The following is a 13,644-nucleotide window of genomic DNA, read 5'->3' as shown; positions in this document are numbered from 1 at the left end:
GCTGCGCTTCGGCCCGCTTCAGCGCCTGCGGGTCACGCTTCGCCTTTTCACCGGCAATCTGCCCCTGGGTGCGGGCAATGTCGCTGACCTGACCGCCGATTTCACCCATCAGCTGCGCGGCCTGCAGACGCCGCTGCTCCTTCTTCTTATCAAATATCTGGCCGATGCTGCTGTTAGCGTGGTCCGCGTCGCGGCTGAGCCGCGCCACGTCCTGCTGCTGGCGTTTACCGTCACGGATAACCAGGCTGCCCGCGCTGACGGCAGCGCGGGTGGTGCCTTCGTCGTGGCCGCTGTGGCCGGCGCCGGACAGGGCGAGGTTAGCGGCGTTGCTGCGGATATTCGCCACCGGGTCAAAGCCGCCCGAAGAGCTCAGACTGACGCCCTGATGTTCCGTGCTGAAGTCGGCCTGATTATGGATATCGCTGAAGCCCAGGGTGCCGGTGTCGAGGCGGTTTTTGCCGGCGCTGGCGGTGGAGGCGATGACCGCGCCGTCAAGCTGCGTATGGCGTCCGGTGGTGACGTCAAAGCCGCCGTCGCCGGCAAACAGCCCGGTCTGCTCGCGCACCGAGTTGTAGTTGCTGTGCAGGCGGTCGCGGCTGACGCTGAGGCTGGCGGAGCCGCCGGGAACGCCGAGGGTGGCGCTGGCGCCGGCGCTGACGCTCTGCTGGCGGCTGTCGTAGCGGTCGCTGTCCTGCAGGCTGCGCAGGGTGAGGTCGCGCCCGGTGTTCGCGGTGATGCGGCCGGCGCTGACCTGCGCGCCGGTGAGGGCGGTGTCGCGGCCGCTTTTCAGCGAGGCGCGGCTGCCGGCGTCGAGCGTGGTCTCGTTCCAGGTGGTGCCGTTGCCGTGCTCGCTGCCGTGGGCGGCGTTAGCGCTGGCGGAGAACGTCAGTCCGGTGCCGCCGGAGCCGGCGGTGAGGCCGACGCCCACCGAGCCGCCGCTGCTGCTGTTGCTGCCCTCCAGCTTCTGGCGGTCGGCGGCGGCGCTGAGGTGAATATCGCGCGCGGCGCTCAGGCTGGCGTCGTGACCGGCCTTCAGCTGGCTGCCGTTAATGCTGATGTCTCCGCTGGTCGCGCTGCGTCCGCCGCCGGAGGCGGTGATGTTCAGGTCATGGCCGGCGTTCAGGGTGCTGGCGGACATCACCCGGCGTTCAAGATGAGAGCGCGAGCGTGAGGACTGCGCCCCGGCTGACAGCATCACGCCGACGGAAGGTTTACCTTTCTCACCGTTCCCGGCGTTCAGCGCGCTGAGCTGCTGCGCCTGATAAGCCTGCACGCCCGCCAGCGCGGATTTGGTGGCCTGCAGCGCCGCCAGCCGGCTGTCGCTCTCCTGCTGCGAGGCGCGGGCGGCGGCGACCGCAACGTTGATGGCCTCGCCCACGCTGCCGGACAGCGCCAGCGTCAGGCCGCTCTGTTTCTGCTCGATGCTGTGGGTCTGGCTGATGCGGTTCTCAGTGGCGCTGATGCTGACCTCTTTGCCGCTGAGCGTCATGTCGTGCCCGGCGATCAGGTCGGCCCCTTTGACGTCCAGCCGGTTACCGGCGCTGAGGTGCAGACTGCCCTGACTGCTACCGACGGTGCTGCCATTACTCAGCAGGCTGTCGCTCTCGTCGGTGGTTTTCAGGCTCTGCTTACCGGCAGTGACGCCGATCCCGCCGGTGCCCATCAGCCCGCTCTTTTTCTCACTGCGTGAATAAAAGTTTCGCTGTCTGGTGACGGCATCATTTATCGCCAGGTCGTTGCCTGCGTTAAGTGTTGCATCGTGAGTGGCGGCAATATTGCTGGCGGTTACCGACAGATCATTACCTGCGTTAAGCGTAATGTTGTCACCGCTCAGCAGAGAGCCGTTTACTTGTTCCTGGTGTGTTGTCAGACGCGTTTCAGTGGTGGTCTTTGACAGGAACCCGCGATGAGATATTTTAAAATATTGATCCACGTCAGCGGTATCGACGCCGTGGCTGACGGAGAGATCATTGCCTGCTTGCAGATTCAGCTTATCGCCCGCAGAGACTGAGGCGGCGGTCAGACTGGCGTTGTTACCGGCGGTTAGCGTAACGTCGCCTTTTGCGTTTATCGCACTGCCTACCTGTTGGCTGTTATATTGCTTATTCCAGTCGTCGCTGCTGAATACCAGGTTGTCCTTGCTGGCGGTAGTAACGGTTCCCAGAGTCAGGTTTTGACCCGCACGAAGCCATGTCTGGCTGTTCTCCCCCGAGTTAGTGATTTGGGCTGCGGTGAGGTCGAGGTTGCGATCGGCCTGCAACTCAAGTTTTCCATCTGCGCCCTGAACGTAAACGCTGGTCAGATTATTAATCGTAGTACGGCTGAAATCAGCATTGCCTGTTTTATTTTCAGCATTTCGCGTCGTGCTCAGTAGATGGATGTCACGCCCGGCATGGGCGAAAAGATTATCGCGAGCATGGAGTAAGCCGCCGGTGAGGTTTATGTCACGTCGTGCCGCCAGGCGAACGTCAGCGCCCTTAATTTTTCCAGACTGATTGAGAATGTTATCAGCGTTAACCTTCAGGTGCTCCACCGACGAAAGCGTACCACTATTTAGCAGGTCGCTGTCCAGCTTGAGATTCACTTCTTTACCCGATAACAGCGCGCCGGAACCATCAATGTCGCCCTCTTTTACCCTGGCATAAAGCTGCGGTACTAACACGGTCTGCACGCTGCCATCGGCAAGGGTCACTTTTTTATTAACCAGCCATACCATGTCATTGGTAAGGAGTGACATTTGCTGCGGTGAAAGCGCAACGCCAGGAGCCAGGTTGAAGTGTCTGGCAAAATTCAACCCGTTATCCATCAATGATTTATATTGCGCTTCGTCGTTGTTAAACCCCTGTAGATAACGCTGTCCCGTTAGCTTAATCAGCTGTTCACGTACCAGGCGTTGTTCATAAAATCCGTCGCCAAGACGTTTATGCACATTGCCGGGGTCGCTGGTGAACTGCTTCATCATGTAGTCGCTACTTAACCAGGTTTTTCTGTTAGTAAAGCGCGGATCGGTTTCAACCAGATAATGTGCTGAGGGTGTGGGGTTGGTGATAAACAGGCTGTTGTTCGGCAGGTGAATGTCAGGGCTTGTTATCCGTACAACTAAATCATAATTTTTATGACTGTTCGCCAGTGCCACTTCAAACTGCTGTCCGGGATTCAGCTCAACGGGTAGGTCGGGTGAAACCTTAACCGGTGCAGGGAGTTGTATTGTGGGTTTAATTTCGCTGCCAGGGAGCGCGCTTCTGATACCACCAGGTTTACCGATGCGTACACCGGCAGATGTTGATGGCAGAGTCGGTAACCTGATATCGGGCATGTTGGCCGCGGTATAATCCGACAGTTGGCTGGGTTTAAGCGTAATATCCTGAATGGTTGTCGGTGGCGCGTATTTGAGTTGTTTCCTACCCTGGTCGTCGCTGTGTTTCTTCTGAATGCGATAATAGTGTTCTGCGCTGCCACTGTCGGTAATATGCCGCTCACCTGCGACTTCTACGTTATCAATTTGGACTGCATTTGCTGACAGAACGCCGCCAGCAACTAGCTGACTTTTATCATTCAATACTTTCCCGGCATTAATATTCAGGTCACCTCCTGCCACTATTTTGGCAGGATCGGTCTCCTTGATGCGGGTTTCTTCCGTGGTACGAATGTATCTATAAAGATAAAAGTTGTCACCGTCGGTGCTGCCGCAGATGACACCTTTAATACAAAGAATAGTGACTTCATCCTGGTAAGTACTAATATCATATTTATCAGGGGTGTAACGTACGCCCCTGAACTCGTATTCAATCAAGGGTTTCCTGTCAACGAGCGCCAGCTCTGTGCTGAAGCGATCGTTGATATTATTGATCTGCTCAGCAGCAAGTTGCATTTCGCCGGCGGACTCGATGGTCGCGCTATGATTATTGATGCTTTGAGCGCGTCCTGTTGCATGGCGATTATTATCCAACGCGCCTCCAATCGCCATGACACCGTCGCTGTATATCAATGCATGATCGTGGTTATTCAGAACATTCGTTCCGATATCAACCTGCTGGCGACCAGCCAGCGTTGCTGCCACGCCATTTTGTGCAAGATTATTAAAGGCTTGAGTATTTATTCCTATTGCATCGCCGTAAATACGTCCGGTGCCGATGTTATCCAGCGTGTTAGCGTCAATGAAAGTATGGCTACCATCGATCAGACCATAGTTGGTTAACGTTTGGCTTATCGTGAGATTGGTCTGCCCGGAATTTATCTCCCCACCGGATTGGTTTAACAGCTGGCGGGCAGTAAGGTTAAGCTGAGATCCGGCCTGCAGCTTGCCGTTGTTAGTAACATTGCCTGTCGAGGTAAAGCTGAGGTTATTATTGGCGATGACGTCTCCTCTATTGTTGAAGTCTTTGTTACTTTTAAGTTTTATATCGCCCAATGATAAAATTTTTCCATCACCACCCAACTGCATTGCCTCAATATCAATCAGCTTGCCGGCTTGTAGCAAACCATTGTAATTATTCAGCTTAAGCGCCGGATCCAGCAACTCCAGCGTTTCACCTGCGGTGATTTCCCCTGCGGTATTGTTGAGTTCTCCCTGATTCGTAATTTTCGCTGATTTATTTGCCAGCAGCCTGCCGTTATTATTTTGTAGCTGGTTGCTGGTCAGGACTATCTGATCTCCTTCAATTCCGCGATCTTTATCCTGAGTATTGTTGTTGAATAATCTGTCCGTTTTTAATGTGACTTGAGCACTGCCGCGAATCAAACCTGAGGTGTTATTGAGGATACCAGCCATGCTGTCGATGAGCAGGTTTCCTAGCGACTGGATCTGACCGCTACGGTTATCGACTCTATAACTGATTAATCGCGTTTTGCCCTGACCAATAATCAGCCCGTTCTGTTGGTTATCAACATCGGTGCTATTCAGCTCTAGCTGATTTTTCGCATCAATTGTGCCCGTGCGATTATCAATTTCTCCGCCGTTAAAATTTAATTGCGCGAGGCTGTGTAACGTCCCATTGCGATTATCAAAACGCTGAGCGTAAGTTTTTACCGTGACGCCTTTACCCTCTAACAAGCCGCGCTGGTTAATGATGCCGTTGACGGCGTCTAAGCTGAGTTTATCCTGTGCAACTATTGCGCCGTCACTGTTATCAAGCATCTGACCCAGGAAGGTGACTGATTGATTGGCAAGGGCAATACCGTTGTTATTACTGAAAGCAGCATTATTGATAGTCAGGTTGTCATGGGCAATGAGACCGCCTTTATCGCCGCTGTTACGATTGCTTAGCGTGGTGACGTTAATCGTCAGGTTTTTTCCGCTATGAACCAGCCCGCGATTATCGTTATTGAGTTCTTCCCCGGTAAGCTCAATTGCTTTCTCTGAGGTTAGCTGGCCGGCCTGGTTACTCATATGCCCGAAGTTCAACCGGGCGAATGCACCGCTTACCAGCTCTCCGTTCTGATTAAAGAGATTATCTGCCTGCAATATCAAATTGCCATCAGCGCTGATAATACCGCCTTGCTGTTGATCTTCCAGACGCGCGGTACGCCGCATTAATCCATTAAATGGCAGCGTCTGATTATTATGGTTATCCAGCTGACTGGCAGTCAGCTTCAGCATTTTTTTCGTGGCAATAATACCGTCGCTATTGTCGATTTTCGCGCTGGTCAACTGCAAGTCATGGTTGCTGATAATGACGCCACGCTGGTTGATAATATCGCCGGTCTCAAGCGTAAGTTTTCCGCGGCTGATGATGCCTTCGCCCTGGTGACTGTCATGATTTAATAGCGAGTTGCTGCCGGTATTAATGTGCATATCTGCAGTGGACTGCAGTAGGCCGCTGTCGTTGATCAGTAAACCGCTTGTTGTGCTTAATTGCTCTTCGGCGGCGATAATGCCGTGTTCATTGTTGAGCGTATTGCTTTCCAGCTTCAGCGCTACTGACTGGCCGATAATTTTGCCTGACTGGTTAGACAGGCCAGCGCTGGTAAGGGTTAAATCGTGCATGGATTCAATGTGTCCGCCACGATTTCGCAATTCCTGCTGGCTGGTAATCGTTCCTTTTCCGCTTACGGATACCAGCTGTCCTTGCGTGTTGTTGATCTGGCTTGTTGCGAGCGTCAGATCTTGCCCGGCGATTAGCTGGCCACGTTGGTTGACTAAAGTGTCTAGCTGAAAGTCCAGTTTTCCATCAGCCGTCATTTTCCCATCATGGTTATCCAGCAGCTGTCCGTTAAAATGGAGATCGCCAGTGGCGGATAGATCACCGGCGGCATGGGTCAGGGTGTTGCTGGTTATGCTGATATTTCGTGCTGAGGTAGTACTGTTATCCAAATGGGCTTCGTGGCTGAAAAGTAACAGATTGCCTTTGCCCAGTAGCGAGCCTTCTGTCCCGTTCAGCAGGGACGTATCAATGCGATACTCACCGCTGCCTGCCTGGCTTATCGTACCGTGCTGGTTATTAATTTCCGCCGCGCTGATGGTCAGATTGTCGCTGTTGGTGGAAATGTTGCCCTGCTGGTTATCCAGCTGGGCCGTCAGTCTGATATCCAGGTCATCGCGACCCGTCTGCTCCAGCGTACCTCGCCGGTTGGCGATCTGTTTTGCGCCCAGCGTCAGTTTTTCCGCCGACAGCGTGCCATCATCATTGTTGAGCAGGTCGCTATTTGTCAGCCTCAGCTGCTGCTTTGCCGATATATGTGCGCCAGCGCTGCGTAGCTCGGCATCCTGAGCGTCAACGCTGATATTTTGCGCGGTGGTTACGCTGTTGGCCAGATTGACGCCCGTACCACGGAAGGTGATATCGCTACCGGCCTGATTCTTCCCGCGAGCGGTCAGCTGTCCCTTACTGGTCAGGATAATGTTGCCAGCGCTTAGCGGCGCATCTTTTTGCTTTAAGCCTGCGGTCAGGCTGCTGTCGGTGGTGCTGGTTATCTCCGCAGCCCGGGCGTTCAGATCGCCGCCTGCGCCTAATGATCCGCTGTTGTTCAGATGATTGTGCGATTTAATCGCCAGGCGGTTACTGGCATACATTGCGCCGCTGTTTGCGATGCTGCCATCGGCAGAGAGCGTGACGTTACCGGCGGAGGCGCCGATTTCACCGGCGTTATGAACGCCGACGCCGCGTTCGGTGCCAATCAGCCTGATTTTGCCGGCATACATGCCGCCAAGACTGGCGACGTCCAGCGCCATCTGCGGCTTAGTTGAATTATCGTCCTGCAGTGCGCTGAGGGTCTGGTGAGCGGCGTCCACCCGATTGCGACCGGTGGTGATGCGCAGATTTTGTGCGGAGAGGCGGGCGTTGATCTTTACCGAGCGCGCAATAATATCGGTATAGTCCTGGCCGGTGCTGTCCATGCCCGCACCGCTGATGGTGATTTCGCCGCGTTCGATAACGTAGCCCGTCAGATGGCCGTTTTGCATCTGCGGCTGGCCGGTAGTGAGGGTCGTTCGGTTGGCATTAATAAAACCGCAGCCGTTGCAGGTGATCCCTGCCGGGTTGGCAATCACCACCTCCGCTTTGCGGCCAGCCACTTCGATAAAGCCATTCAGCCGGCTCGGGTCGCGAGAATTGACTTCATTAAGGATGACCCGCGCCTCGCCCTGCGCAAGCCATGGATTTTTTGCCACCATGCCGCCAAGCTGAGTCTGGACATCCTGATGAGAGTTATTAAGGATCAGGCCGCGCCGTTCAACGTCGAACTGGCTGTAGCGGTTATGGGAAACCCCCGCCGCGCTGGGAGCCTGAATATTAACCTGTGGCGTGCCGTTAGCGCTGTTGATAATCGTTGGCTGCTGACTGCCCGGCGCGGCACCGTTCGCCACCACGCCAGCCTGCGCTACGTTCACTGCGCCTGCCGCCAGCAGCAGAGCAAAACCGATCGGGGTGAGGGTGCTGACGATCGCTTTCAGCGTATGTCCACGTGAGACTGACGAGGCGACGCAGTTGCAGGCTCTGGCGGTTTCCGCCACCACCATCAGCAGTCCGCGAACCCGGTTGAAAATCACCCGGTAGAGGTTTTTATTCATAGTAACGTCCTTGTTATTCCGGCAGCGCAGCGGTAACCGGATGCTGCTGGCGCCAGATGCGTGCCTGCTCGCGGCTTATCTGGCTTCCTCTGAAATTCATAACGCGTTGACCGCAGGTCGCACCGCGATGGTAAAGCGAACGCATACACTGATACGGGAATATTTCCGCCAGTATCAGCCGACTCATGCAAATGGTATCGCCAAAAGGCGCAATCCAGTCCCGGATCCACAGGCGATCGCCGCTGGTCCAGTCTGACTGGCGAGTCATGATTGCGGGCTGCGTCAGATAGCGATGCTCTGAGGCTTCATCCATCCAGGCCCAGCTGCAGAAAAAAACCGGGCGATTATCGCGGCTGGCCAGCATGTATTGCTGCGACTTGATAACCGGCAAAAGCAGATTTGACAGGGCATTGAGCGGCGTTTCCCGGTGCATTGGCGAATGCATCCACAGCCAGACGGCGGCTCCCAATATTTCCGCCTCACCGGGCGTATCGCCCAGCAGGAACGGAGCGCTAATCAGATAGTTTCGCCAGCGCATCAGTAGCTCCAGCTCAGCGTAAAGCCAAGGGTGACCGGGCTGGTGCGATAGCCCGCCGGCTTAGAAATCGGTACGCCGGCAAACAGGTCATAGCCGATGTTCGACACTGCGCCACGCAGACCCAGCACGCTGCCGGCAAGGTGGTGACCGATGAGATTGGCATCTTCGCCGCCTACCTCGCCGTAATCGATCCCGAGATAAAGTTCCTGCTGCGGTAGCGGCGTGCGCCAGGCGATATCATTACGCACGAACCAGCCGCGGCTGGCGCTTAGGTTACGCTCGCCGTCAAAGCCGCGTACCGTCCAGCGGTTGCCTATAGCGAACTGATCCTGCGGCGTTAGCAGGGTGTTGCTGGTCTGGCGCAGGTATTGCACGTTATAGCGAAAGTTTTGATTCGCCAGCTGAAAGGGCAGGTCCAGCTGTAAGCTGTACTGGATGATTTTACTTAGCGCAGTCGCCTGACCAAAGGCTTCTTCTGGCGCGTCCAGCGCGCCGAACCAGCGGGTGCCGCGTTGATAGCTGATGGCCGCATCCAGGGTGGCGCTGCCGATGTAATGGCGATGTTGCAGGCCTGCGCGCCAGCTGGTGGTGCGCCGACGTTGATTACCAATTTCAGTATCAAAGAGGTAGTTGCGCGACTCCCGGGCGATGAGATCGATGCTGGCGATGGTTTTCTGGTTGCCGCTGCGATGCAGTACGCGGCTGACCTGAAAATCCAGGTTACGGCTCACGCCGCGATACTGATAGTCATTATTCAGCCCGGCAATCGTTTGTCGGTAACGATAGTCGCTGGCGGTCACGCCTACCATCCAGTAGCCAAAAGGCACCGAGTAGTGGCCGGTGAAATTATAGGTGCCTTTACCGCCGCTGAAATTCAGGTCGTGGCTGGCGGACAGATAGAACAGATCGCTGAGTGAGAAGGGGTTTTCCAAAAACAGCGTCAGGGCGCCCTGATAGCGCCCGGTGTCTTTGGTGCCGGAGTCATCGACCGATGCGGCGATGCGCCAGATTTTTGCCTGCTTCCAGCGCATCTGGATATCGCTTTCGCCGGGGCGATCGCCGGGCACGATTTCCATTTCTGCCTGGACGGTTGGCAGCCGCTGCAGGTTCTCCAGTCCCTGTTCGATATCGCGCAGATCCAGCAGGTTACCGGCATGAGCCGGAAACGCGCTGTAAAGCGTGACCCAGCTTCCGCTATCGGCCGTGGTGCGCACATGGCGAAGGGTGCCGGGGAGGATGCGCAGGCGCAGCGTACCGCTTTTGAGGTTTTGCGCCGGCGCCAGCACGCGGGAAGTGACGTAGCCATGATCGATCAGTCGGTTTTGCAACTGACTCATCAGCAGATTAATGCCCTGAACGCCAAGGCACTGGCCAACGGCCCGGTTCGCCAGCCGTTGCAACGGCAGCCAGTGCGGCATCGCTCCGGCGCCTTCCAGCACCACCTGATCGAGCTGGAAGCAGGGTTTTTCAGCTGGAAAAATCAGACGACCAAAACTGCTGGATTGCGCTGAAAGCCGTACGTCCGGCGCTTTTGGCATCAGCCGCTGTTCCAGCGCTTTTTGCTGTTCCTGTTGATGAATAAGCTGGTTATTCATTTGTGCTGCTGGCCGTGGCGGGTTGTTACCAGACGTCGGCGCGAGCGGGGAAAGCGGTGTGGCAAATACCTGCGGAGCAGGTAAGGCAAGCAGCAAAGCGAAAGTGCTGCGCCGGAAAACCAAGCAAAACATCAAATACATTCCTTTGTAAATTTACGCTGCCTTCCTGGCAGTAAAAAACTTTGCTGTTATATTGCGGTAAAAGATAAAGTATGTCTAATGTGAATTAAATATTTCGCCAGAAAAAAGATGTAATGTCAGGGGCCGCCACGTAGTTAACAATGATAAGGAGGGTAATAATGTCGGCAGTTGGTTTATGTGTAGCGCGATTTATTATTCTGTTTTCATCTGAAGTAAAAAAATTAACGCTTTCTTTCACCGAAAAATGCGTGGTTTCTTCCGGACTGTTTCGCCATATACAGCGCTTCATCGGCGGTTTTCAGGCAGGATAAAAAATCTTCCTGCGGATAATATTCGCTGCAGCCTATGCTGGCTGAGATATTAATCGTTTTCCTCTCAAATTGTACCGGCGAGCGGGAAAGGCAATAACTCAGACGGCTGGTAATATCCTGTAGTAACGCCGGCGTTGCATCATTGATCACGGCAACAAATTCATCGCCGCCAAATCGCACCAGCTTGTCCTGCTGTCGTATCACCAGAAGTAGCCTTCTGGCGGCGATTTTAAGCACCGCATCGCCAGTATCATGTCCCCAACGATCGTTGATGTGCTTAAAATTATCGAGGTCGATGATGATAATACCGCGTCTGCTTTTTTCAGGTGGGCTGTCGTTTTCTATCTGATGGCGATCGATATAGCCATTCAGCCAGTGTCGGTTAAACAGTCCGGTCAGGGAGTCGGTAAAAGCTTTAATGCTAAGCTGACTGATATTGTTAATTATGCCGGTGATATCAATCGCCAGCATAATAAGATGGTCGTAATCATGATGTTGATGGAGTTTTAACGGAACGGTGGAGCTAAGCCAGTAGCAATGCTCCTTTGGGTGCGATGACTGCTGGTTAATCATTTCCGAGAGGAAAAAATCTTCACCGGTGAGGGGAGAGTCTAACTGAGCAATGATTTCTGATTCCAGTGTAAGAAAATTGTGGCATTGCTTACCGATTGCATCGTTTCGGTCTATGCCATAATAATTAGCATGGTGGTCATTCATCAGGACATAGCGCCCCTCTTTTGATATGCAGCTCAGTAAAAAAGGAAGCGCATTCAATATTTCTTCCGGCAATTTTGTCTTATCGTAATTTGAATTTTTCATGCTTTTTCCATCGATGCATTCTCTCAAAATAAACTCGATTGTTTCTTTCATGATGCTAGTTGTTTCTTATTAGTTAATTTTTATTACTGCAGTGGTTATTTTTTGTAATAAGTAAGCTTCTTTTTGGGCGTCAATGTCAGTGTTGAGTGAGTATCAGGTGGTGTTTTTTGAATTGTTAATTCAGCTGGGTTGTTTTTTATTTAATATGATTTTTGCGTAAAACTAGTTGTTATTAAAACAATATTTATAATTTCCATTTCGACCATGGCGATGTTTTTTTGGAAACTTATCTCATTGGTTTATTGTTGATTTATTTTATGGGCGGCGTATTCAATGACTATTAAACAATGATTTGTTAATTCTGGCTGATGTTGACTTTATATATTTATTGAATGAACATTTCAATGTTCCTTATGGCGTTTTTTTAATTTATAGATGGCAACAGGAAAGGTGCCTTACTATGAATGATCATTATGATGATTTAGAAAGATTTAAAGCAAAAACGGGAATGGAGCAACTTGATTATTTAGATATGACGCTTGGGAAATTGAGTCAGGATGTGAATAAATGGCTTATTCTCAGGCAGCTGGCTAGCTGCCAGCCCAATTATAATAAAGAAATAACCGAAACCCTGAGTTCATGCCCTCCATCGCAAGCGGCTACAGACCATTCTGCGCTGCACCAATGGATCCCGTCCAGGGAAGAAACGCCGGTTTTATCTTCCCTGAGCGACTTTTGCTCGCGGGCTGCAGCGCAAAGCGGGGATAAAACCGTGCCGCCAGCCGCAGATTCAAGTCCTGTTACTGCGCCACCCGTACCGCCTGTGTCGTTCGCGCGACCCGTGCCATCCGTACCACCTGTGTCGTTCGCGCGCGCCGTGCCATCCGCACCGCCTGTGTCGTCCGCGCGCGCCGTGCCACCCGTACCACCTGTGTCATCCGCGCCGTCCGCCTCCGGCCAGCGCGTCGGGATAACCGCCATCGAGAGCGGCTACGATGCGGGGGAAAACCCTTTTGGCCAACTGTTCAACTCTTGCCGCAGTGCGACTGGCACGGCGTCCGATTCCAAGCAGCAGCCGCTGAAACTTTTTTTAAAAAAGGGTGAGTCATGCCGTTAGTTTGCGTTTGTTCACCGAAAGGCGGCACGGGAAAAACTACCCTCACTGCCAATCTGGCCAGCAGCTTTGCGCGCATGGGAATTAAGGCGCTGGCCGTTGATTTTGACGTGCAAAATGCGCTGCGCCTGCATTTTGGCGTGCCGCTCAGCGACGGCAGCGGCTATGTCATTCAGTCGGCGCAAAGTACCGACTGGAGTCAGGCCATTTATTCTCCGGGCGGCAATATTTCGCTGCTGCCTTACGGTGAGGTCAGTGAACAACAACGCCTCGCTTTTGAGCACAGTCTGATCCATGAGCGGCAATTTTGTCAGCGGGGGCTGAATACACTGCTGACCTATCCCGAGCTGATAATCATTGCCGACTTACCGCCGGGGCCGGGCGCTGCGCTACAGGCGGTCGGCGCGCTGGCAGATTTACATCTGATTACGCTGCTGGCGGATACCGCCTCGGCCTCCCTGCTGCCGCGCATTGAAAATCAGCGCCTGAACGGACGGCTGGGGCACTACCTGGTGCTGAACCAGAGCGACAGCCGCCGCGCCGTCAGCCGTGACGTCACCGCCTTTATCGAGCAGCGGCTGGATGAACGGCTGATCGGGGTGATTCATCGCGATGAGAGCGTGATTGAAGCCAATGCCTCGCAAAAATTTATCTTCGATTTTAGTCCGATGTCAGCAGCGGCCTTTGATATTGACAGCATCGCCAAAAAAGTGGCCGTCAGTCTGAACGTGCAGGTAGGTAATAGCGCGTATTAGCCATGTGAGATTATCTTTTGATTTCATGTGCATTTTTATCGGAAATTCGCTGCCTTTATGATGCATGCGATCAGAGTTCCTTATGAAAAAGCTATTATATTTTTTGGCGCTGCTATTCATGCTGCCAGTGGCTGCGGTGATTGTTATCACGCCGATGGACAGCCAGAAGCAGTATATTTTCGGTCTGATCAGCATCGGCATTTTATTTCTGCTGGGCCGCAGTAAGCGTCGCTGCGTGACGATGATCATGCTGTTTTTGTCCGCGCTGATGTCGACGCGCTATATCTGGTGGCGCGCCACCCATACCCTGCATTTTAACTCTCAGATCGAGGCGCTGCTGGGCATCGGCCTGTTTCTCGCCGA

General features: G+C 53.6%; 6 protein-coding genes and 1 pseudogene. 3 read left to right on the top strand and 4 right to left on the bottom strand.

Annotation, left to right across the window (positions count from 1 at the left end; all coding sequences use genetic code 11):
• The 4 genes from BTJ39_RS23465 to BTJ39_RS23450 all read right to left on the bottom strand — a co-directional run.
• On the bottom strand, window positions 1-8,008 hold an 8,008-nt coding region (locus tag BTJ39_RS23465; protein ID WP_078005094.1), incomplete at its 3' end, for a two-partner secretion domain-containing protein.
• A 13-nt stretch (window positions 8,009-8,021) separates the two neighbouring features.
• Entirely contained in the window at window positions 8,022-8,546 is a 525-nt protein-coding gene (locus BTJ39_RS23460; RefSeq protein ID WP_078005093.1) for a toxin-activating lysine-acyltransferase, read from the bottom strand.
• Complete coding sequence (locus tag BTJ39_RS23455; RefSeq protein WP_241825971.1) at window positions 8,546-10,141, bottom strand: ShlB/FhaC/HecB family hemolysin secretion/activation protein; 1,596 nt, start codon at window positions 10,139-10,141, stop codon at window positions 8,546-8,548. The genes BTJ39_RS23460 and BTJ39_RS23455 overlap by 1 nt, the downstream gene beginning before the upstream one ends.
• A gap of 362 nt (window positions 10,142-10,503) precedes the next feature.
• Window positions 10,504-11,412 carry a sensor domain-containing diguanylate cyclase gene (locus tag BTJ39_RS23450; protein WP_176110422.1) on the bottom strand — a complete coding sequence of 303 codons (909 nt, stop codon included), beginning with the start codon at window positions 11,410-11,412 and terminating at the stop codon, window positions 10,504-10,506.
• Between the two features lie 460 nt (window positions 11,413-11,872).
• Here BTJ39_RS23450 and BTJ39_RS23445 point away from each other — a divergent pair, with 460 nt between their 5' ends.
• From BTJ39_RS23445 to BTJ39_RS23435, 3 genes and pseudogenes are all read left to right on the top strand, one after another.
• Entirely contained in the window at window positions 11,873-12,529 is a 657-nt protein-coding gene (locus BTJ39_RS23445) for a cellulose biosynthesis protein BcsO (protein WP_078005090.1), read from the top strand.
• On the top strand, window positions 12,520-13,281 hold the full coding sequence (gene bcsQ, locus BTJ39_RS23440; protein ID WP_078005089.1) for a cellulose biosynthesis protein BcsQ: 762 nt from the start codon (window positions 12,520-12,522) through the stop codon (window positions 13,279-13,281). The genes BTJ39_RS23445 and bcsQ overlap by 10 nt, the downstream gene beginning before the upstream one ends.
• A gap of 82 nt (window positions 13,282-13,363) precedes the next feature.
• Window positions 13,364-13,644, top strand: a pseudogene (locus BTJ39_RS23435) (UDP-forming cellulose synthase catalytic subunit); the annotation flags it as partial.

The organism is Izhakiella australiensis, assembly GCF_002006995.1.
Lineage (GTDB): Bacteria > Pseudomonadota > Gammaproteobacteria > Enterobacterales > Enterobacteriaceae > Izhakiella > Izhakiella australiensis.
This window is presented reverse-complemented; position numbering and strand designations above follow the sequence as displayed.

Coding starts and splice junctions, on each gene's coding strand:
- BTJ39_RS23460 (WP_078005093.1), bottom strand. CDS start 8,546: ATGCGCTGGCGAAACTATCTGATTAGCGCTCCGTTCCTGCTGGGCGAT.
- BTJ39_RS23455 (WP_241825971.1), bottom strand. CDS start 10,141: ATGAATAACCAGCTTATTCATCAACAGGAACAGCAAAAAGCGCTGGAA.
- BTJ39_RS23450 (WP_176110422.1), bottom strand. CDS start 11,412: ATGAAAAATTCAAATTACGATAAGACAAAATTGCCGGAAGAAATATTG.
- BTJ39_RS23445 (WP_078005090.1), top strand. CDS start 11,873: ATGAATGATCATTATGATGATTTAGAAAGATTTAAAGCAAAAACGGGA.
- bcsQ (WP_078005089.1), top strand. CDS start 12,520: ATGCCGTTAGTTTGCGTTTGTTCACCGAAAGGCGGCACGGGAAAAACT.